We start from the raw sequence: 19,999 nt of genomic DNA on the forward strand, positions 1-19,999 counted from the left end.
AAGGGCTATGGCATATCTGATGGGCGTGGACCTGGGCACCTCCGGTACCAAGACCGCCCTGTTTGACGAGGAGGGGCGTACCGTCGCCTCCTGCACCAGGACCTACCCCCTGAGCCAGCCGCAGAACGGCTGGGCGGAGCAGGACCCGGAGCTGTGGTGGCAGGCGGCCCGTGAGACCATCCGGGGGGTGCTGGATGAGAGCGGCGTCTCCCCCAGTGAGGTGAAGGGCGTGGGCCTGTCCGGCCAGATGCACGGTCTGGTCATGCTGGACAGCGAGGGACGGGTGCTTCGCCCCTCCATCCTGTGGTGCGACGGCCGTACCGGTCGGGAGTGCGGGGAGATCACGGAGTTGGTGGGGAAGGAGCGGCTCATTCAGCTTACCGCCAACCCGGCCCTTACCGGCTTCACCGCCGGCAAGATCCTGTGGGTGCGCCGCCATGAGCCGGAGTTATATGCGAAATGCCGCCGCATCCTGCTGCCCAAGGACTACCTGCGCTACAAGCTGACCGGGGAGTTTGCCACCGAGGTGTCCGACGCCTCGGGCATGAACCTGTTGGACGTGGCCCACCGCTGCTGGTCCCAGGAGGTGCTGGACAAGCTGGACATCGACCCTGCCCTGCTGGGCAAGCTGTATGAGTCCACCGATCTCACCGGTACCGTAACGGCGGCGGCTGCCGCCGAGACCGGTCTGGCCCCCGGCACGCCGGTGGCAGGCGGCGCGGGAGACAACGCCGCCGCGGCGGTAGGCACCGGCGTGGTGCGCTCCGGCCGGGCCTTTGTGACTCTGGGTACCTCCGGTGTGGTGTTTGCCCACGCCGACCAGGTGAGCATCGATCCCGGCGGACGGGTCCATACCTTCTGCGCCGCCGTGCCCGGGGCGTGGACGGTGATGAGCTGTACCTTGGCCGCCGGCCTGTCCCTCCAGTGGTTCCGCAACCAGTTCTGCGCCGAGGAGCGGCAGCAAGCGGAGATTGATGGGGTGGACCCCTACGACATCATGACCCGGGAGGCTTCCCAGTCTCCCATCGGGGCCAACCGGCTGATCTATCTGCCCTACCTGATGGGCGAGCGGTCCCCGCTGCTGGACGAGAAGGCCAGAGGCGCCTTTGTGGGCCTGTCCGCCATGCACGGCCGGGGCGACCTCATCCGGGCCGTGATGGAGGGCGTGTCCTATTCCCAGCGCCAGTGCCTGGATATTTTGCGGGAGATGGGGGTGGCCCCCGACCATATCATGGCCTGCGGCGGCGGCGGACGGTCTTCCTTCTGGCGGCAGATGCTGGCCGATGTGCTGGGCTGTACCGTCCAGACTGCCAAGGCGGCCCAGGAGGGGCCCGCCCTGGGCGCGGCCATCCTGGCCGGTGTGTGCGCTGGGGTGTATCCCGATGTGCCCACCGCCTGCGACGCCATCGTCCATCCCGACCAGTCCTGCGCTCCCTTGGGAGAGAACAGCGGGGCCTACGAACCCTTCTATCAGCTGTATACCGGACTTTATCCCGCCCTCAAGGGCAGCTTTGAGACTCTTTATCAACTTTAATATCATCTTTACGCAGAAAAGGCCGTGTACACGGCCTTTTTTGCATATTCTGGGCCAGTTGCGTTTTTATTCCACTATGTTATAATTTGAATATATGCAAGAGCGATACCGGGGGAGGTGGAAGGATGCCGGGAAAGGGAAGGTGGCTGCGCGGTGTGTGCCTGGTGCTGCTGCCCCTGCTGTGCGTGGGAGCCAGTCTCTTCATCGGCCTGTATGACCTGAGTCCGGGCGATGTGCTGGCCATCCTGTTTCACCCCGGCCAGGCGGAGGCTGCCCAGGTCAGCGTGGTGTGGCAGCTGCGGCTGCCCCGCACCCTGGCCGCCGCCCTGGTGGGTGCCGCTCTGTCAGTGAGCGGCGCCGCCTATCAGGGCGCCTTCCGCAATCCCCTGGTGGATGCGGGTATGCTGGGGGTGTCCAATGGGGCGGGCTTTGGCGCGGCTCTGGCCATTGTGGCATTGGGGGGCGGCGCTGCCATCTACCCCACCGCCTTTCTCTTTGCCGTGCTGGCGGTGGTGCTCAGCGTCCTGGCCGGGCGGGTGGCCGGGGCGGGCTCCGGCATCACCCTGATTTTGGGGGGCGTCATCATCTCCGCCTTTTTCAGCGCCTTTACCTCCATCCTGAAGTACATAGCCGATCCCTACTCCCAGCTGCCCGCCATCACCTTCTGGTTTATGGGCAGCTTTGCCGATATCCACTACCACCACTTTCTCGCCTTCGTACCCATGGGAGTGGGCATCCTGCTGGTGATGCTGTGCCGCTGGCAGATCAATGTGCTGTCTATGGGGGACCGGGAAGCCGCCGCCCTGGGCCTGGATCTCAACCGGTACCGGCTGCTGCTGGTGGGAGGCGCCACTCTGGCCACCGCCTCGGCGGTGTGCATCAGCGGGGTCATCAGCTGGGTGGGACTGGTGGTGCCCCACATCTGCCGGATGCTGTTCGGCAGCGACAACCGCCGCCTGATGGGGGCCAGCCTGTCGTTGGGCGCCTCCTTCCTGGTGGTGATGGACATTCTGGCCCGCACCCTGACCACCGCCGAGATCCCCATCGGCATCCTCACCGCCCTGGTAGGCACCCCCTTCTTCATCTATCTGCTGAAAAAGACCCGGGGAGGTGGCTGGAGTGAGTGAGCTGCTGCGTGTGGAGCATCTGAGCTGCGGCTACCAGGGCGAGCCGGTGTTTCAGGATCTGTCCCTCTCGGTGGACCGGGGACAAGTGGTGTGCCTCATGGGCCCCAATGGCTGCGGGAAAAGCACCCTCATCAACACGGTGCTGGGTCTGCAGCGGCCCATGGCGGGGAGCATTCTGGTGGATGGCCGGGACGGTACCCACCTCTCCCGCCGGGAACTGGCCCGGCACATGGCTCTGGTGCCCCAGCGGCACCAGCCCGTGTTCCCCTATACGGTGCGCCAGGTGGTGCTCATGGGCCGCACCGCCCATCTGTCTCCCTTCGGAGGGCCGGGGCGGGGGGACGAGGAGCTGTGCCGGGAGACCTTGGAGGTAGTGGGACTGACCGCCAAGGCGGACACGCCCTACCATCAGCTGTCCGGCGGCGAGCTCCAGCTGGTGCTGCTGGCCCGGGCCATGGTGCAGCAGGCACCCCTGCTGCTGCTGGACGAGCCTACCGCCCACATGGACCTGCGCAATGAGTTGCTTTTTTTGGAGCGGGTGGCAAAGCTGACCGCCTGCCAGGGGGTGGGGGTGCTCATGGCCACCCACGATCCCGACCATGCCTTCTATCTGGAGGAACAGGGCCTGCCGGTGACCGCCGCCCTGATGGCCCAGGGGGGCCTCTACCGGTGGGGGCCGCCGGGGGAGACCCTGACGCCGGAAACTATGGCCCAGGTGTATGGGGTGGAGGCCGCCATTCTGGAGGGGAACTACCCCAACCAGCCCACGCTGCGGCGGATCGCCCCCCGCCGAATCCTATAGGAGGTGGACGCCATGAAACGAATATCCAGCGCCGCCCTCAGCCTACTGCTCTGTCTGGCGCTGTTATGCGGCTGTATGCCCAGCGGCCAGCCAGTCAGTGAGACGGCAGGGATGCGCACGGTTACCGACCAGGCGGGCCGGACAGTGGAGGTGCCGGAGGACCCGGCCTGCATCTGTGCCCTGGACCCCTTCTGCGCCCCCTTTGTGGTGGCCTTCGGCTACGGGGAGCAGGTGAAGGCCACCATCCCCTCCATCCAGCGGGACGTGCTCATCCAGTCCATCTGCCCCTCCCTGAAGGAGGCCCAGGTGGTGAAGAGCGGCGGCGTAGTCAATGCTGAGGCTCTGCTGAGCATTGGGGTGGATCTGATCCTGCTGGACCGGGACAGCTATGACGACCCGGACAACCGGGCCAAGATCGACGCCACCGGCATCCCCTATCTGGTGGTGTCCAACGCCACCATCGATGAGGCTCTGGACGCCGTGGAGCTGGTGGGCCAGGTGCTCCACGCCGAGGAAGAGGCGGCCCAGTACATTGCCTGGTACCCGGACTGCCTGGCCCGGGCGGAGAAAGTGAGCGCCCAGGTGCCCCAGGAGGAGCGGCCCCGACTCTATCACTCGGTGAACGAGGCGGTGCGCACCGACTACGCCGGCAGCCTGCCCGCCCAGTGGATCGCCGCCACGGGAGCGGTTAACGTCTCTCTGGAGGGGGGCGGCCTGACCATGGAGGGAGGCAGCGCCTACACTACCCTGGAGCAGATCTTTGTGTGGGACCCGGATCTCATCATCTGCAATGAGGTTGGGGTGGCCAACTACATCCTCACCGACGAGAAGTGGAAAGGCCTGGGGGCCGTGGAGCGGGGAGAGGTGTACCAGATGCCCATCGGCCTCAGCCGCTGGGGTCACCCCAACAGCATCGAGACTCCCCTTGCGGTGCTGTGGCTCACCCAGCTGCTCTACCCAGATCTGGCGGAGATCGACCTGGAGGAGGAGACCCGGGCCTTCTACCAGACCTATTTTGACTACACCGTCAGCGATGAAGAGCTGGCCTCCATCCTGTCGGGAGACGGGATGCGTACCCCCAAGACCGGCGGAAAGGTGGAATGAATGGTGGAACATATTTTGCTGATCTGCATTGACGATACCGACAGCCTGGATTCCCCCGGTACCGGCCAGGTGCTGGAGGAGCTGCTGGCCCGTCTGGCGGAGGAGAAGCTGGGCCTGGGCTCTTTCATCACCCGGCACCAGCTGCTCATCCATCCCGACATCCCCTACACCTCCCACAACAGCTCCATGTGCAGTCGGGTGACCACGGAAGACCTGGCGGCGATGATTGCATTCTGCCGGAATTGGCTGAACGGAGCCTGCGCCCCCGGCTCCGACCCGGGCCTGTGTATCACGGAGCCCACCGCCCTGCCGGATCGGGAGAAACTGCTGGCCTTCGGGCGGGCAGCCAAGGAGCGGGTGCTTACCAAGGAGGACGCCTGGGCCCTGGCCCGCAGCGCCCCCGAAGCCATTGCCCTGTCCGAGCACGGAGGTACCGGCCAGGGGATCATCGGCGCCCTGGCGGGATGCGGCCTGCGGCTGAGCGGCATGGATGGCCGCTGCCGGGGCAAGCTCCAGCCCCTGACGCCGGGGGAGTGCCTGACACCCCCTCAGCTCTGCGCCCTGGGCGGGGTGGACGCAGTGTGGGACACGGCGGGCAACCCGCTGCCCCACCAGGCCCAGCTGGTGTTTCTGCGGCCCTGCAAGCCCATTTTTCGCAAAAACCTGCGGGTGGCGGTGGCCCGGCCCCGGGCGGACGGCCGCTGGGACCTGCTGTCCAAGCAGGAACTGCCGGAGGAGCTGCTGGTATGAGTGAGTGGTTTGAGAGCACGGCGGAGGGGGTCACCTTCCGCTTTGGCCGCCGGGACCCGGAGGCCGCCCGGGCTGCCGTCTGCGACGGCTACCGGAGAGATGATGAGGATGAGACGGTGGACGATACCGTCTCCTGCTACAACTGCCGCTACCGGCGCTGGACGGCCTAGTCCTTCACCTGTATGTGGCCGGGGAGGAATGAGATATGAGACGTTATCTGACCGGCCTGCTGGCTGCCCTGCTCCTGCTGTGTACCGCCGCCGGAGCGGTGGATGGGGCGGGACAGAGCGAGCCTCTGGCCCTCAGCGCCAGCAGTGTGGCCGACGGGGCTTCCAATGTGGCGGTGGATACCTCCATCAAGCTGGATTTCACCAAAAATGTAGTCAATCTGCAGGTGAAGGACAACAATAAGACCTGCTTTTCGGTGACCGATAGCCAGGGAAATCAGGTGCCCATTGTGGTGAGCATGGGGGACGACCAGGTGGACCGGGAGGTGCGCAACACCATCTATATCTCCCCGGCCCAGACCTGGCCGGCGGGGGAGACCCTGACCCTTACCATCTCGGGAAACCTGATGGCCAAGAATGGTACCTCTATGGGCACCACCTGCACCCTACGCTTTACCACCGCTGGGGCGGCTGCCACGCCTGCCCCCACGGCGGTAGTCACCGCCACGCCCAAACCGGCGGCCACACCAAAGCCCACGCCTACGCCAATCCCTACTCCCACCCCTGCACCGGCGGAAAGCGAGCCGCTGTCCTCGGAGACCCCGGCGGCGGAGTCCACTCCGGCGGTGGTTGAGACGGAGACGCCCGCCCCGGTTCCCACGGTGGTCCCGACGGAGCCGCCCGCCCAGACCGACGGCGAGGGCGGAATCCCCGCGGCAGCCATTCTGGCGGTGGTGCTGATCGCCACGGCAGCAGCGGCTGCTCTGCTGATTGTGCGCAGCCGCGGGGGCCGCAAATAAATGTGATCTGCGGGCGTCAGCCCGGGAAAGAAAGGAGAACAAGCCATGAAAAGAACCCGTAAAACCCTGCTCAGCCTGCTGTGTGCAGTGGGCCTGCTGCTGTCCCTCACCGTGGCGGCCTCCGCTGCTGACTATGACTTCCAGGGCACCGGCGGCCAGACCCTGAAGCTGACCGCCCCTGCCGCTGTGACGGTGGAGAGCACCGAGGGCGTCTACCGCAACACCATCACCGATGCCCTGCCTGCCGGTCAGGAGCTGACCTTCATCTTCCAGCTGTCCGCCGGTATGAACAACTACGACGAAAACCTCTTCCAGGAGAAGAGCCTGCCTCTCATCGCCGTGAAGGGCAGCTATGAGGGGGAGACCCTCCACAATCCCACCTATGTCAGCGGCAGCAAGGCCGACGGCATCACCATCGCGGTGCCTGCCCTGGAGGAGGGCAGCTATGTGCTGGTCTTCGGCGCAGGCATCCAGGCCAACAACCCGGACAAGACCCTGGGCCAGGACATCGTGTTCCAGTTCACCGTGTCCGCCGACGGCCAGGTGACGCCTCCCGAGACCACCGAGGAGCCGGAGCAGCCGGAGGAGACCCCTGAGACGGTCCAGTGCCCCTACACCGACGTCTCCCCCGAGGCAGCCCCCGCGGTGATGGAGTTGGTGGAGAAGGGCTATCTGACCCCCGAGTCCGATACCATGCTGGGTGCCGACAAGCCGGTAACCCGGAGTGAGCTGGTGACCCTGATGGGCCGCTGCCGGGACATCAACGCCGGCAAGTACACCGTTTCCTCCTTCTCCGACCTGACCGATGACGACCCCGCCATGCCCTATGTGGAGTGGGCCGCTGACAAGGGCCTGATCAACGGCTACGGTACCGGCCTGGTGGGTCCCAAGGACCAGCTGAGCCGGGAGCAGGCCGCCTGCATCCTGGCCCGCTATGCCGCCGCCTTTGAGCTGGAGAATGCCTCCGGCAAGGAGAGCCTGGGTGGCTTTGCCGATAAGGACCAGGTCAGCCCCTGGGCCAAGGAGTCCGTCCAGTGGGCGGTGGCCGCCGGTCTGTTCACCGGGGATACCCTGAATCCCCAGGCCGTAGTCACCCGCCAGGAGATGGCGGTCATGATGACCGCCGTAGGTCTGGCCAAGGGCTAAGATTTTTGTATAAAAAGAGGCGCTGCATTTGCAGCGCCTCTTTTTGCATGGATTGGGGAAATAGCCTATGGTTTGACCTGTCGGTGACTCACAGGGGCGAGCCGCCGCAGAAGAAAAAGAGGATGAACAGGACGGTCAGCACCAGGGAGCGGGCATTGCTGCCGGGAGTCCAGGGCTGCCAGTTCACCAGACGCTTGACCCGCAGCACCGTGTCGCACTCACTGAAGGAGGCGGCGCCGCCCCACAGACAGCGGCCGGAACCCAGTTCCACCAGGGCCCGGGCATAATTTCGGCGGTCTGTGGGAGAGAGCTGCTCCATGACGGCCTCGTCACAGGCCAGCTCCATATCCCGGCAGGTGAGCCGGTAGGCCGCCCAGATCAGGGGATTCCAGGCAAAGTTCAGGATCACCACCATCATCATGATAGCCTTGAGCCAGGCGTGGTGGAGCCGCAGATGGGCGCACTCGTGGAGAAGCACCAGCCTCATCTGTTCCGGTGGCAGCTCCTTCTGGAGACAGATGAGGTGCCGCTCGTCCGCGATGGAGAAGGCGGCGCCATACCGTACAAAGCTGGTGGGCAGACCGGGGCAGAGATAAACTGCCGTATCGGGCACCAGGCTGTAGGAGGACAGGCTTTCCTGGGGCAGGACGGTTCCCCGCTGCATGATTTGCCGCAGCCGGAAGTCCTGAAGCAGCCATGCCGCCACCAGCGCCACCAAAAAGACCAGCCAGATGATGGTCAGGATTTGGGCGGCTCTGTCGCTGAGGGGCAGGGGGAGCAGGCTGCCCCGGGAGAGGACCTCTGCCTGCTCCGGGTCAGAGGCCAGGGCCAGGAAGGCGGGCTGTCCCGGTATTTCCCCCTTGGGCATCAGCAGGCCACGGAAGGTAAAGGTCAGTGGGAGCCAGCCGCAGGTGGTATACAGAGACATGTTAATTCCCATGATCCACCCGGCAAACCACAGCACCACCTGATGCTTGGGCCTCAGCAGCCGCCGGGTGACCGGCCGCAGCAGGATCAGCACGCCGAAGGTAAAGCCCAGCATGAGCCCCAGATTGGTGCTCCAGAGGACCGTGGGGATCAGGAGTTTCATAAATCATCCCTCCTCCATGTTGCGGTCAATGAGGGCTTTGAGGGACTCCGCCTCCTCCTGGGTCAGCTTACGGCCGCTGAGAAAGGCGGTCAGAAAGGGGGAGAGGCCGCCGGCCAGTTTTTCCAACTCCTCGCCTTCCGCCCGCACCGCCTGGGCCCGGGTCAGGACGGGGGTGACCACAGTGTCCTGGTGGAGCACTGCGCCCTTGCCCTTCAGCTTGCGCAGTACGGTGTAGGTGGTGGATTTGTTCCAGCCCAACCGCTGCTGACACAGGGCCACCAGATGGGTGGAGTTAACGGGACCGCTGTCCCACAGCACCTGCATAAGCCGGTATTCGCTGTCGTATAGCTTTTCCATGGGAACCTCCTTTCCTACTAAAGGTTTATTCTAATAAATCTATTTAAAGTTTATCGCAATAAACCTCTTTTGTCAAGAGGGAGCCTTCTGTGGGGCCAACTGGCGAAATCTGTTAAAGTTGCAGGAGAGAGCTGGGGCGGTTTCATTTGCTTTTTATATATAAGGTAGGAAATTGGGGCAGGATGTATAAAAATCGTTGACTTGAATATCTTTGGAAGGTATGCTATAGTTACCTTTGTATGATTCCACGGGGGTACTGCGCCCCCGGGAGAATGCCGAAAGAAGAGGAACTGGTATGTACCCTCATGTGTTGAATAGTGTGTGTTTTGCCGCGGCGCAGGGCGGCCTGGAGCCGGACGCGGGCGCGTATAAGACGGGCTTGCGGGGCCTGGCTCCGCAGGGAAATGAGACGGGCATACCGGAGGAAATTTCTTCCTTCGGTATGCTTTTCTGCGTAAAACAGCGTGTCCCCGGGGGATATGCAGGATCTGGGAGGGCCCGCTGTGATTAGAAGATTTGCGCTTTGGCTCCGGGACATTTTCATCCGGAACCGGAGTCTCAACGCCACCCGCATCGTGGCGGCGTCCTTTGCCATCATTATTCTGGTGGGCGCGCTGCTGCTCACCCTGCCCATCGCCTCCCGGGACGGACAGAGCGCCGGTTTCTTTACGGCTCTCTTTACCGCCACCTCCTCCACCTGCGTCACCGGCCTGATCCTGGTGGATACCTGGGTCCAGTGGTCCCTGTTCGGGCAGCTGGTCATCCTGCTGATGATCCAGTTGGGCGGCCTGGGCTTTATGACGGTGATCACCCTGGTGTCCTTTGCGCTGCGCCGCCGCATCGGCCTGTCTGAGCGGCTCATTATGGTGTCCACCCTCAACCTCAATGACCTGGACGGTGTGGTGCGCATGGTGCGCCATGCCCTGATGGGTACCTTCCTGATGGAGGGTGTGGGCGCGGTGCTGCTGAGCATCGCCATGGTTCCTCACTTTGGTTTGCTGGGGGGCATCTGGCGGGGGATCTTCCATGCCGTCTCCGCCTTCTGCAACGCCGGCTTTGATCTGCTGGGCGGAAAGTTCGGCGCCTTCAGCAGTTTGGCTGCCTTTCAGGATAACCCGCTGGTGCTGGGCACCATTGGCGCCCTCATTGTGGTGGGCGGCCTGGGCTTCTTCGTGTGGGAGGACATTCTGGACAAGCGTAGCTGGAAGAAGCTGGCGGTCTACAGCAAGATGGTGCTCATCACTACCGGCACTCTCATCGTAGGCGGCGCCCTCTTCTTCCTGCTGGAGGAGTTCTCCAACCCGGCCACCCTGGGAGACATGCCCCTGTGGCAGAAGATCATAAATTCCGTGTTCCAGTCCATCACCCTGCGTACCGCCGGCTTTGACGCCATCGGCCAGGGAGGACTGAGCGATACCAGCAAGGCCTTTTCCTGTATCCTCATGCTCATCGGCGGCTCCTCCGGCTCCACCGCCGGCGGTCTGAAGACTGCCACCGTGGCGGTGCTGCTGCTGGCTCTGCGCTCCGGCCTCACCGGTCGGGAGCAGGTCACATTCCGGGGACGGGCCATCCCCTATGGCCGGGTGCTCAACGCCATGACCCTGGCGTTGGTGATGCTCTTCCTGTTCCTGCTGGGTTCCATGGTCATCTCCACCGTGGAGGACCTGCCCTATCTGGACTGTGCCTTTGAGGTGGCATCTGCTATGGGTACCGTTGGCCTGACTACCGGTATCACACCCACACTGACCGGCTTTTCCCAGACCCTTCTAATCCTGCTGATGTATATGGGCCGGGTGGGCGTGCTTTCTGTCTCCATTGCCTTTATCACCCGCGGCCGGCGGTCGGCCAAGATCAAATACCCCGAGATGAATGTGATGATCGGGTAAATATCCGCTCCGGAAGGACGTGTATCTGAAATGAAGACCTTTGTCGTGATCGGCCTGGGCCGATTTGGCAGCGCCGTGGCCACCGAGCTCAGCTCCCTGGGCCACGAGGTGCTTGCCCTGGACGACTCCGAGGAAAATGTACAGAAGGTGGCCGACAAGGTCACCCATGCCGTCACCGGCGACGCCCGCGACCCGGCGGTGCTCCGCGCCCTGGGCGTGCGCAACTACGACTGCGCCGTGGTGGCGGTGGGTGTGGATGTGGGCACCTCCGCCCTCATCACCCTGAACCTGAAAGAACTGGGCGTGCGCAAGGTAATCTGCAAGGCCCAGAGCCATGTTCACCGGAAGGTGCTGGAGAAGATCGGCGCCGACCGGGTGGTGTTCCCCGAGCACGAGATGGGCGTCAAGCTGGCACAGGGCCTGTCCAGCTCCAACGTGCTCAACTTCATTGAACTCAGCGAGGATTTCGGCATCGTGGAGACCGCCGTGCCCCGGGAGTGGCTGGGCAAGAACCTGATGGAGCTGAATGTCCGCGCCCGGTACAAGGTCAACATCATTGCCGTGCGTAAGAAGGGGGAGGAGGCCTTCAACGTGACCCCCGGCCCCAGCACCATTATGGAGACGGGAGACACGGTGGTTGCCCTGGGCCGCACCGAGGATATCAACCGTCTGCAGGATCTGTGATATGAAGATGGAACGGATCACCAGCCGCCAGAACCCCCTGGTGGCCCGGCTGCGTAAGCTGGGAAACGACAAGAAAAGCCGCCGGCAGGAGGGGGCCTTCCTCTGCGAGGGCCATAAGCTGGTGGAGGAGGCCATCCGCTGGAATGCCGGGGTGGAGACCCTGGTGGTGGCGGAGGGGGTGGAGCCCCCCACCGGGCTGCCGGAAACGGTCCGCCTGGTGGAGGTACCCGCCGACGTGCTCAAGTCCATGTCCACCGTGGACACCCCCCAGGGGATGCTGGCGGTGTGCCGCACCCCCGACCTGACGCCGCCGGAGGGGCTGACTCCCGGCCGCTATCTGGTGCTGGACGGGGTGCAGGACCCGGGCAACGTGGGTACCGTGTGGCGGACCGCCGACGCCTTTGGGGCGGACGGACTCATCCTGCTGCCCGGCTGTGCCGAGCCCTTCTCTCCCAAGACGGTGCGCTCCACCATGGGCGCCTGCTTCCGTCTGCCGGTGTGGGAGATGGGGCTGGAGGCCCTTACTGCCCTTTTGGCTGGGGCGGACCTGCCTCTGTATGCCACCGCCCTGCGGGAGGATACCGCCGACCTGCGCTCGGCCGATCTGAGCCGGGCCGCCGTGGCCATTGGAAGCGAGGGCAGAGGGGTGTCCCAGGCTGTGCTGGACGCCTGTGCCCTCACCCTGAAGATTCCCATGCGGGACCGCTGTGAGTCCCTCAACGCCGCCGTGGCCGCGTCCGTGGTGCTGTGGGAGGGCTGGCGGGACCGCTGAGCAAGAGAGGAGGCGCCGCTGTGGCGGGCATTCAATATTTGCTCTGGCTGTCCACCCGGCGGGGCCTTTCCCACCGGCACCAGGTGGAGCTGCTGGACTACTTCGGCGGCGCCGAGCGGGCCTACTTCGCCGACCGGGAGGCCTATGAGCCTCTGGGCCTGACGGAGGAGACCAAGCGGTCCCTGTGTGACAAATCCCTGGACGGGCCCCAGCGTATCCTGGAGAACTGCGACCGGCTGGGGCTGTTTCTGCTCAGTTGTCAGGATGGAGCCTACCCGGAGCGGCTGCTCCAGCTCAGCGACTATCCCCTGGTACTCTACGGCAAGGGCCGGCTCTTCCGTTTTGACGAGGAGGTGGCCGTCGCCATGGTGGGCTCCCGGGAGTGCTCCGCCTACGGTGTAAAGATGGCAGGGCGCATCGGCATGGGCCTGGCCCGTGCCGGGGCTCTGGTGATCTCCGGCCTGGCCCAGGGCATTGACGCCGCCTCCCTGAAAGGAGCGTTGCAGGGCGGCGGTCCCGTGGTGTCGGTGCTGGCCAGCGGTGTGGACGTGATCTACCCGGCCTGCAACAGCTGGCTCTACGAGGATGTGGCCGCCCGGGGCGCTATCCTGTCGGAAAACCCGCCGGGCACCCGGCCGGACGGCTGGCGTTTCCCCCAGCGCAACCGCATTCTCAGCGGCCTGTCTCTGGGTACCGTGGTGGTGGAAGCGGGGGAGCGCAGCGGCGCTCTCATTACCGCCCATGACGCTTTGGATCAGGGGCGGGATGTATTTGCCGTCCCCGGACCGGCGGACGGCCCCATGAGTGCCGGTACCAACGGGCTCATCGCCCAGGGCGAGGCCAAGCTGGTGCGCACCGCCGGGGATATCCTGTGTGAATATGAAGGGCGATATGCCCATAAGCTGTGCCGCCCCAGAGCCATGAGCGCCGAGGAGGCGGACGGGCGGCTGGAGGTGCTGCCCACCCCGCCGCCGGAGCCGGAACCCAAGCCGGCAAAGCCCGCCGAGGAGGAGGCCCTGCCCCTTGCGCCCCGCAGTGGGCTGGAGCAGATGGGGGAGGAGCAGCGGGAGATCTTCTTCCTGCTCAGCGAAAAGCCCCTCTCTGCCGACGACATTGTGGGCAGGACCGAAATACCCGCCCGACGGGTCAATACCGCCCTCACCCTGCTGCAGGCCGGGGGCTTTTTGAAGGAATTACCGGGCCGGCGGTTTGCCGCCGCCGTCCGTTTTGAGGAACAAGAATAAAGGAGTATCGTACAGTGGCGAAATCGAATCTGGTGATCGTCGAGTCCCCGGCGAAGGCCAAGACCATCGGCAAATATCTGGGGCCCGGCTATCAGGTAAAGGCCTCCATGGGCCATGTCCGGGACCTGCCCAAGAGCAAGCTGGGCGTGGACGTGGACAACGACTTCGCGGTGGACTATCAGCCCATCAAGGGCAAGGAAGAGGTCATCGACGAGCTGACCAAGGCCGCCAAGAAGAGTGATAAAGTATTTCTGGCCACCGACCCTGACCGGGAAGGTGAAGCCATCTCCTGGCATCTGAAGGAGATGCTGGGCATTCCGGACGACAAGACCTACCGGGTGACCTTCAACGAGATCACCAAGAAGGTGGTCAACGACTCCATCGCCCACCCCCGGGCCATCGATATGGACTTGGTCAACGCCCAGCAGGCCCGCCGGGTGCTGGACCGCATCGTGGGCTATCAGATCTCCCCTCTGCTGTGGAAGAAGATCCGCCGGGGCCTGTCCGCCGGACGGGTGCAGTCGGTGGCTACCCGGCTGGTGTGCGAGCGGGAGGCCGACATCAAGGCCTTCGTGCCCCAGGAATACTGGTCCCTGGAGGCCAATCTGGCCCGCATCGCGCCCAACCTGGGCCAGTTCAAGGCCAGCTTCTACGGCAAGGAGAAGAAGATGGACCTGAACAGCGAGGAGGAGGTCCAGGCGGTGGCCCAGGCCGTTCAGGCCGCCCCCTTCTCGGTGAAGAGCGTCAAGCGCCAGGACAAGCAGCGCAACCCGGCGCCCCCCTTCATCACCTCCACCCTCCAGCAGGAGGCCAGCCGCAAGCTGAACATGACCCCCCGGCGTACCATGTCCATCGCCCAGCAGCTCTATGAAGGCGTGGACATCGAGGGCGAGGGCACCGTGGGTCTCATCACCTACATGCGTACCGACTCCCTCCGCCTGTCCGACGAGGCCACCGCCGCCGCCCGGGACTTCATCCTGTCCCGCTATGGCGAGCAGTACTACCCCGGCAAGCCCCGGGTGTACAAGACCAAGTCCGGGGCCCAGGACGCCCACGAGGCCATCCGGCCCTCCAACGTCCACCTGACCCCCGAGGACATCAAGAAGTCCCTGACCGCCGAGCAGTACAAGCTCTACAAGCTGATCTGGAGCCGCTTCCTGGCCTGCCAGATGGCCTCCGCCGTCTATGACAGCGTGTCCATCGAGGTGGAGTCCGCCGGCTATACCTTCCGTGCCACCCACTCCTCCCTGAAGTTCTCCGGCTACACCGCCGTGTATGTGGAGGGCAAGGACGAGGACGACGAGACCTTCCAGTCTCCCCTGCCCGACCTGAAGGAGGGGGAGCCCCTGGAGCTGAAGGGCCTGACCCCCGATCAGCACTTTACCCAGCCCCCCAGCCGCTACACTGAGGCCACCCTCATCAAGGCCCTGGAGGAGAAGGGCATCGGCCGCCCCTCCACCTACGCCCCCACCATCTCCACCATCCTGGACCGGGAGTATGTGGTGAAGGAGGGCAAGAACCTGCGTCCCACCCCCCTGGGCGAGGTGGTCACCGGCCTGATGAAGGACAAATTCACCGATATCGTGGACACCGCCTTTACCGCTACCATGGAGGAGCAGCTGGACGAGGTGGAGACCGGCAAGGTGGACTGGAAGAGCCTGCTCAGCCAGTTCTACGGCGGCTTTGAGAAGGAACTCCAGCAGGCCGAGCAGGACCTGGACGGCGAGCGCATCAAGGTGCCCGACGAGGTATCCGATGTGATCTGCCCCAAGTGCGGCCGCAACCTGGTGTATAAATCCGGCCGGTTCGGCCGCTTCCTGGCCTGCCCCGGCTGGCCGGAGTGCGACCACACCCAGCCCATCGTCATCGAGATGCCGGGCAAGTGCCCCAAATGCGGCGGCAAGATTCTGAAAAAAACCTCCAAGCGGGGCTATGCCTACTACGGCTGTGAGAACAACTCCAACAAGGACGAGGCTCGCCGCTGCGACTTTATGACCTGGGACGTGCCGGTGAAGGACAACTGCCCCGAGTGCGGCCACACCCTGTTCAAGAAGTCGGGCCGGGGCTTCAAGAAGCCCTTCTGCATCAACCCCGAGTGCCCCAACTTCCTGCCCGAGGACCAGCGGGGCTATAAGAAAGAGACCACTGCCACGACGGAGACTCCGGCGGAGGGCGCTCCCCCCGAGGAGGAGAAGAAGCCCGCCAAGAAGACGGCGGCCAAAAAGACCACCACCAAGAAGGCGGCCACTACCAAGAAGGCCACCGCCGCCAAGAAGACTACCACCAAAAAGACGGCCACGAAAAAAGCCGCCGCCAAGACCACCGAAGAGGCCTGAGCGGCGGGCGGGAAGGAGAAGCCATGAAGATCCTGATGCTCAACGGAAGCCCCAAGGCCAACGGAAACACCGCCTTGGCCCTGCGGGAGATGGAACATGTGTTTGCGGAGCAGGGTATGGAAACTGAGCTGATCCACATCGGAAACCGGGACATCCGCAGCTGTGTGGCCTGCGGCCGGTGCAGCGAGCTGGGCCGGTGCGTGTTTGACGACCTGGTGAACGAGATCGCCCCCAAGTTCGAGGCCTGCGACGGCCTGGTGGTGGGCAGCCCGGTGTACTACGCCTCGGCCAACGCCACCCTGGTGGCCTTCCTCACCCGCCTGTTTTACTCCACCCCCTTTGACAAGACCATGAAGGTGGGCGCCAGTGTGATGGCCGCCCGCCGTGGCGGACTGTCGTCCACCTTTGATGAGCTGAACAAGTTCTTTACCATCAGCGGCATGCCGGTGGCTTCCAGCCAGTACTGGAACAGCATCCACGGCGCCGCCCCCGGTGAGGCCGCCCAGGATGCCGAGGGTCTGCAGACCATGCGCACCCTGGCCCGGAACATGGCCTTCCTGGTCAAGAGCATCGCCCTGGGCAAGGCCCAGTACGGCCTGCCCCAGCGGGAACCCTTCCAGCGGACCAACTTCATCCGCTGATCCAACCCAAGGAGGAACCTATGGAACCTGTACTCGTGATCGGCGCGGGTCTGGCCGGGTGTGAAGCTGCGTGGCAGCTGGCCCGGCGGGGCATCCCCGTGCTCCTGAAGGAAATGAAGCCCCACAAGATGACCCCCGCCCACCACACCCAGTGGTTCGGTGAGCTGGTGTGCTCCAACTCCCTGCGCTCCGACCAGCTGGAGAACGCGGTGGGCCTGCTGAAGGAGGAGCTGCGGCGGATGGGCTCCCTCATCCTGGCCTGTGCCGACGAGCACCGGGTGGAGGCCGGCGGTGCCCTGGCGGTGGACCGCCACGGCTTTGCCCAGGCCATTACCGAGAAGATTCGCAATCATCCCCTCATCACCGTGGTGGAGGAGGAAGTCGCCCGGATTCCCGAGGAGGGCAACGTGATCGTGGCCTCCGGACCCCTGACCTCCGATGTGCTGGCGGAGGCCATTAAGGACTTCTTCCCGGAGAGCCACTACCTCAACTTCTTTGACGCCGCTGCCCCTCTGGTCACCTTTGAGAGCGTGGACATGGACAGCGCCTTCTTTGCCTCCCGCTACGATAAGGGCACCCCGGACTACATCAACTGCCCCATGACCGAGGAGGAGTACGACGCCTTCTGGACCGAGCTGTGCGCCGCCCAGGAGGCGGAGGTCCACGGCTTTGAGGACAAGAACGTGTTTGAAGGCTGCATGCCGGTGGAGGTCATGGCCCGCCGGGGCAAGCAGACTCTGTGCTACGGCCCCCTGAAGCCCCGTGGCTTGCGGGACCCCAAGACCGGCAAGGAGCCCTTTGCGGTGGTCCAGCTGCGGCGGGACAACGCCGACGGCACCATCTACAATCTGGTGGGCTTCCAGACCCACCTGAGGTGGCCCGAGCAGAAGCGGGTGTTCTCCATGATCCCCGCCCTGAAAAACGCGGAGTTCGTCCGCTACGGCGTTATGCACCGCAACACCTATCTGGATTCCCCCCGGCTGCTGGACCGGTACTACCGGGTGAAGAAGGACCCCCGGGTGTGCTTTGCCGGACAGATCACCGGTGTGGAGGGCTATGTGGAGTCCACCGCCTCCGGCTTCCTGGCTGCGGTGGAGCTGGCCCGGAGGCTCACCGGCAAGCCTCCGGTGGATTTCCCCCAGGAGACCGCCACCGGCGCCCTGGCCCTGTATGTGAGCAATGAGAGTGTCACCGACTTCCAGCCGATGAACGTGAATTTCGGCATCATTCCGCCCCTGGGCTACAAGGTCAAGGGCAAGCGGAACAAGAACGCCGAATTGAGTAAGCGGGCCCTGGAGATTCTGGCCGGCCTGGATGTGGAGGGCTGAGGCCCTGCCCCATCGGTTCCAACAACGGAAGAACACAGAAAGAAGAGGAGAACCATATGAAGATCATCGTAGACGCCATGGGCGGGGACAACGCCCCGGTATCCAACGTACGGGGCGCGCTGGCCGCGGTCCGTGAGCTGGGAGTGGAGGTGATCCTGGTGGGCCGCGGGGAGGACATCCTCAAGGTCCTGAAGGACGACGGCATCGACGAGCTGCCCCCCGGCCTGGAGATCGCCCACGCCAGCCAGGTGGTGGAGATGTGCGACAGCCCCGCCACCGCCTTCCGGGAGAAGAAGGACTCCTCCCTCACCGTGGGCCTGAACCTGCTCAAGAGCGGCGCGGGCGACGCCTTTGTGTCCGCCGGCAGCACCGGCGCCCTGCTCTCCGCCGCCACCCTGATGATCAAGCGGGTGCGGGGTATCCGCCGGGCCGCCCTGGCTCCCGTGGTGCCCACCGGCGCCGGCGGGGCAGTGCTCATCGACTGCGGCGCTACCGCTGAGGGTACCCCGGAGTATCTGCTCCAGTTCGCTTTCATGGGCTCCTACTACGCCGAGCGGGTGCTCAAGCGCCCCGAGCCCAAGGTGGGCCTGCTGAACATCGGCGCCGAGCCCTCCAAGGGTACCGACCTCCAGCGGGAGGCTCACGCCCTGCTGACTGCCGCCGACAAGGCCGGGCGCATCCACTTCGTGGGCAACGTGGAGGCCCGTGAGGCGGTGTTCGGCCAGGTGGATGTCATCGTGTCCGACGGCTACTCGGGCAACATCTTCCTCAAGACCATGGAGGGTACTGCTGGGTATATGGCCAAGGAACTGAAGGCCATGTTCAAGAAAAGCTTCCTGACCAAGCTGGCGGCGGTGCTGGTGTCCGGCGGTCTGAAGGAGTTCAAAAAGAAGATGGACTCCAGCGAGGTGGGCGGTACCGCCCTCATCGGCATCTCCAAGCCGGTCATCAAGGCCCACGGTTCCTCCAACGACTACGCCATCAAAAACGCCATCCGGCAGGCCCGGGATTTTGCCTCCTCCGGCATGATCGATGACCTGGTGGACAACATCGAGTACATGCGTCTGCCCACTGGCGCAGAGGAAAAAATTTGAGTTTCCTATTGACAGGCGATGGAAACTTGCCTATTATCATAGTGCAAGAGCAATGACGCCGTCGGACGACGGATGCGACAGGAGTAGATGAACATGATTTTTGAGAAGATCGCCGGTCTGCTGTCCGAGCAGTTTGGTGTGGAAGCTGACAGCATCACCATGGACACCTCCTTCGAGGACCTGGGTGCCGACTCGCTGGACATCGTGGAACTGACCATGGCGGTGGAAGAGGAATTCGGCCTGGAGAATATGGACGAGGACGATCTGTCCGGGGTTGCCACTGTGGCCGACCTGGTCCGCTATCTGAAGTCCAAGCTGGAAGACTGACACAGAATCCGACTGGGAGCCCCGCCGACGGCGGGGCTCCTGTCATGAAAGGAAGAGACGGCCATGGAAGCCTTGGAAGAAAAGCTGGGTTACCGCTTCAACCAGCGGGCCCTGTTGGAAAACGCCCTGACCCACAGCTCCTACGCCAACGAGAACAAGGCCAGGGGCAGCCAGAGCAATGAGCGGCTGGAGTTTCTGGGAGACTCCGTGCTGGGTATGGTGACTGCCGACTACCTGTTCCGCACCCACCCCGATCTGCCCGAGGGCGATCTGACCCGTACCCGGGCGGCTCTGGTGTGCGAGGGCAGCCTGGTGGAGGTGGCCCAGCAGTTGAACCTGGGCGCCTACCTGAAGCTGGGCAAGGGTGAGGACGCCGGCGGCGGCCGGGAGCGGCCCTCCATTGTGGCCGACGCGGTAGAGGCGGTAATCGCCGCGGTCTACCTGGACGGGGGCATCGGCTCCGCCCGTAAGATCATCCAGAAGTTCATTCTGGACCGGGAAGAGGAGAAGAGCGCCAGCCGGGACTACAAGACCGCCCTGCAGGAGCTGGTCCAGCGGGAGAGCGGCCAGGTGCTGGGCTATCAGCTCATCGGCGCCGAGGGCCCCGACCACGCCAAGATCTTCTCGGTGGAGGTGGACCTGAACGGCACCCCCATCGGCCAGGGCAAGGGCCGCAGCAAAAAAGAGGCCGAACAAAATGCAGCTAAAGCTGCCATTGAGAAGTTGAAGGGTTAACCATCAACCGGAAAGAAACAGGACTGCGGATCTTCCACAGTCCTGTTTTGTGCATTTCGGGGGGCAAAATGATTT

General features: G+C 64.2%; 20 protein-coding genes. 18 read left to right on the forward strand and 2 right to left on the reverse strand.

The genetic code is table 11. The annotated features are described in order from the left end of the window. Positions 1-7: 7 nt before the first annotated feature. From xylB to J9789_RS02130, 8 genes are all read left to right on the forward strand, one after another. Positions 8-1,534, forward strand: a complete 1,527-nt coding sequence (xylB, locus tag J9789_RS02095) for a xylulokinase (RefSeq protein WP_209341793.1) — start codon at positions 8-10, stop codon at positions 1,532-1,534. A gap of 125 nt (positions 1,535-1,659) precedes the next feature. Further along, complete coding sequence (locus J9789_RS02100) at positions 1,660-2,661, forward strand: iron ABC transporter permease (protein ID WP_209341794.1); 1,002 nt, start codon at positions 1,660-1,662, stop codon at positions 2,659-2,661. Beyond that, complete coding sequence (locus J9789_RS02105; RefSeq protein WP_209341795.1) at positions 2,654-3,463, forward strand: ABC transporter ATP-binding protein; 810 nt, start codon at positions 2,654-2,656, stop codon at positions 3,461-3,463. The genes J9789_RS02100 and J9789_RS02105 overlap by 8 nt, the downstream gene beginning before the upstream one ends. Positions 3,464-3,475: 12 nt before the next feature. Beyond that, positions 3,476-4,567, forward strand: a complete 1,092-nt coding sequence (locus J9789_RS02110) for an ABC transporter substrate-binding protein (RefSeq protein ID WP_209341797.1) — start codon at positions 3,476-3,478, stop codon at positions 4,565-4,567. Beyond that, entirely contained in the window at positions 4,568-5,317 is a 750-nt protein-coding gene (locus J9789_RS02115; protein ID WP_209341799.1) for a hypothetical protein, read from the forward strand. Then, positions 5,314-5,487: a hypothetical protein gene (locus tag J9789_RS02120; protein ID WP_209341801.1), complete on the forward strand. Its 174-nt coding sequence runs from the start codon at positions 5,314-5,316 to the stop codon at positions 5,485-5,487. Before J9789_RS02115 ends, J9789_RS02120 begins: the two co-directional genes overlap by 4 nt. 35 nt (positions 5,488-5,522) lie before the next feature. After that, complete coding sequence (locus tag J9789_RS02125) at positions 5,523-6,284, forward strand: Ig-like domain-containing protein (protein WP_209341803.1); 762 nt, start codon at positions 5,523-5,525, stop codon at positions 6,282-6,284. Between the two features lie 45 nt (positions 6,285-6,329). Further along, a complete protein-coding gene (locus J9789_RS02130; protein ID WP_209341805.1) occupies positions 6,330-7,430 on the forward strand; it encodes an S-layer homology domain-containing protein in 1,101 nt (366 codons plus the stop codon). 88 nt (positions 7,431-7,518) lie between these two features. Here the strand turns inward: J9789_RS02130 and J9789_RS02135 are convergent, their stop codons facing one another. Together J9789_RS02135 and J9789_RS02140 are read right to left on the reverse strand one after the other, a co-directional pair. Then, positions 7,519-8,520 (reverse strand): M56 family metallopeptidase, encoded by a 1,002-nt coding sequence (locus tag J9789_RS02135; protein WP_209341808.1) that lies wholly within the window; start codon positions 8,518-8,520, stop codon positions 7,519-7,521. A gap of 3 nt (positions 8,521-8,523) precedes the next feature. Then, on the reverse strand, positions 8,524-8,877 hold the full coding sequence (locus J9789_RS02140) for a BlaI/MecI/CopY family transcriptional regulator (RefSeq protein ID WP_209341812.1): 354 nt from the start codon (positions 8,875-8,877) through the stop codon (positions 8,524-8,526). 503 nt (positions 8,878-9,380) lie between these two features. Here J9789_RS02140 and J9789_RS02145 point away from each other — a divergent pair. From J9789_RS02145 to rnc, 10 genes are all read left to right on the forward strand, one after another. After that, positions 9,381-10,763 (forward strand): potassium transporter TrkG, encoded by a 1,383-nt coding sequence (locus J9789_RS02145; protein WP_209341814.1) that lies wholly within the window; start codon positions 9,381-9,383, stop codon positions 10,761-10,763. A gap of 30 nt (positions 10,764-10,793) precedes the next feature. Further along, on the forward strand, positions 10,794-11,447 hold the full coding sequence (locus J9789_RS02150; protein WP_209341825.1) for a TrkA family potassium uptake protein: 654 nt from the start codon (positions 10,794-10,796) through the stop codon (positions 11,445-11,447). A gap of 1 nt (position 11,448) precedes the next feature. Further along, on the forward strand, positions 11,449-12,219 hold the full coding sequence (locus J9789_RS17235) for an RNA methyltransferase (protein WP_280842566.1): 771 nt from the start codon (positions 11,449-11,451) through the stop codon (positions 12,217-12,219). A gap of 20 nt (positions 12,220-12,239) precedes the next feature. Beyond that, on the forward strand, positions 12,240-13,463 hold the full coding sequence (gene dprA / locus J9789_RS02160; RefSeq protein ID WP_209341827.1) for a DNA-processing protein DprA: 1,224 nt from the start codon (positions 12,240-12,242) through the stop codon (positions 13,461-13,463). A 14-nt stretch (positions 13,464-13,477) separates the two neighbouring features. Next, a complete protein-coding gene (gene topA, locus J9789_RS02165; protein WP_209341829.1) occupies positions 13,478-15,799 on the forward strand; it encodes a type I DNA topoisomerase in 2,322 nt (773 codons plus the stop codon). 23 nt (positions 15,800-15,822) lie between these two features. Continuing rightward, positions 15,823-16,440 (forward strand): flavodoxin family protein, encoded by a 618-nt coding sequence (locus J9789_RS02170; protein ID WP_209341831.1) that lies wholly within the window; start codon positions 15,823-15,825, stop codon positions 16,438-16,440. A gap of 20 nt (positions 16,441-16,460) precedes the next feature. After that, positions 16,461-17,768 (forward strand): methylenetetrahydrofolate--tRNA-(uracil(54)-C(5))-methyltransferase (FADH(2)-oxidizing) TrmFO, encoded by a 1,308-nt coding sequence (trmFO, locus tag J9789_RS02175; protein ID WP_209341833.1) that lies wholly within the window; start codon positions 16,461-16,463, stop codon positions 17,766-17,768. A 56-nt stretch (positions 17,769-17,824) separates the two neighbouring features. Then, entirely contained in the window at positions 17,825-18,862 is a 1,038-nt protein-coding gene (gene plsX / locus J9789_RS02180; protein WP_209341835.1) for a phosphate acyltransferase PlsX, read from the forward strand. Between the two features lie 93 nt (positions 18,863-18,955). Then, positions 18,956-19,189 carry an acyl carrier protein gene (locus tag J9789_RS02185; RefSeq protein ID WP_087189306.1) on the forward strand — a complete coding sequence of 78 codons (234 nt, stop codon included), beginning with the start codon at positions 18,956-18,958 and terminating at the stop codon, positions 19,187-19,189. 63 nt (positions 19,190-19,252) lie between these two features. Then, the gene (gene rnc / locus J9789_RS02190) at positions 19,253-19,924 is read left to right on the forward strand and encodes a ribonuclease III (protein ID WP_209341837.1); all 672 of its coding nucleotides are present in this window, start codon (positions 19,253-19,255) and stop codon (positions 19,922-19,924) included. Positions 19,925-19,999 lie beyond the last annotated feature (75 nt).

Source organism: Flavonifractor sp. AGMB03687 (assembly GCF_017811815.1).
Lineage (GTDB): Bacteria > Bacillota > Clostridia > Oscillospirales > Oscillospiraceae > Flavonifractor.

Coding starts and splice junctions, on each gene's coding strand:
- xylB (WP_209341793.1), top strand. CDS start 8: ATGGCATATCTGATGGGCGTGGACCTGGGCACCTCCGGTACCAAGACC.
- J9789_RS02100 (WP_209341794.1), top strand. CDS start 1,660: ATGCCGGGAAAGGGAAGGTGGCTGCGCGGTGTGTGCCTGGTGCTGCTG.
- J9789_RS02110 (WP_209341797.1), top strand. CDS start 3,476: ATGAAACGAATATCCAGCGCCGCCCTCAGCCTACTGCTCTGTCTGGCG.
- J9789_RS02115 (WP_209341799.1), top strand. CDS start 4,568: ATGGTGGAACATATTTTGCTGATCTGCATTGACGATACCGACAGCCTG.
- J9789_RS02120 (WP_209341801.1), top strand. CDS start 5,314: ATGAGTGAGTGGTTTGAGAGCACGGCGGAGGGGGTCACCTTCCGCTTT.
- J9789_RS02125 (WP_209341803.1), top strand. CDS start 5,523: ATGAGACGTTATCTGACCGGCCTGCTGGCTGCCCTGCTCCTGCTGTGT.
- J9789_RS02130 (WP_209341805.1), top strand. CDS start 6,330: ATGAAAAGAACCCGTAAAACCCTGCTCAGCCTGCTGTGTGCAGTGGGC.
- J9789_RS02135 (WP_209341808.1), bottom strand. CDS start 8,520: ATGAAACTCCTGATCCCCACGGTCCTCTGGAGCACCAATCTGGGGCTC.
- J9789_RS02140 (WP_209341812.1), bottom strand. CDS start 8,877: ATGGAAAAGCTATACGACAGCGAATACCGGCTTATGCAGGTGCTGTGG.
- J9789_RS02150 (WP_209341825.1), top strand. CDS start 10,794: ATGAAGACCTTTGTCGTGATCGGCCTGGGCCGATTTGGCAGCGCCGTG.
- J9789_RS17235 (WP_280842566.1), top strand. CDS start 11,449: ATGAAGATGGAACGGATCACCAGCCGCCAGAACCCCCTGGTGGCCCGG.
- J9789_RS02170 (WP_209341831.1), top strand. CDS start 15,823: ATGAAGATCCTGATGCTCAACGGAAGCCCCAAGGCCAACGGAAACACC.
- trmFO (WP_209341833.1), top strand. CDS start 16,461: ATGGAACCTGTACTCGTGATCGGCGCGGGTCTGGCCGGGTGTGAAGCT.
- plsX (WP_209341835.1), top strand. CDS start 17,825: ATGAAGATCATCGTAGACGCCATGGGCGGGGACAACGCCCCGGTATCC.
- J9789_RS02185 (WP_087189306.1), top strand. CDS start 18,956: ATGATTTTTGAGAAGATCGCCGGTCTGCTGTCCGAGCAGTTTGGTGTG.
- rnc (WP_209341837.1), top strand. CDS start 19,253: ATGGAAGCCTTGGAAGAAAAGCTGGGTTACCGCTTCAACCAGCGGGCC.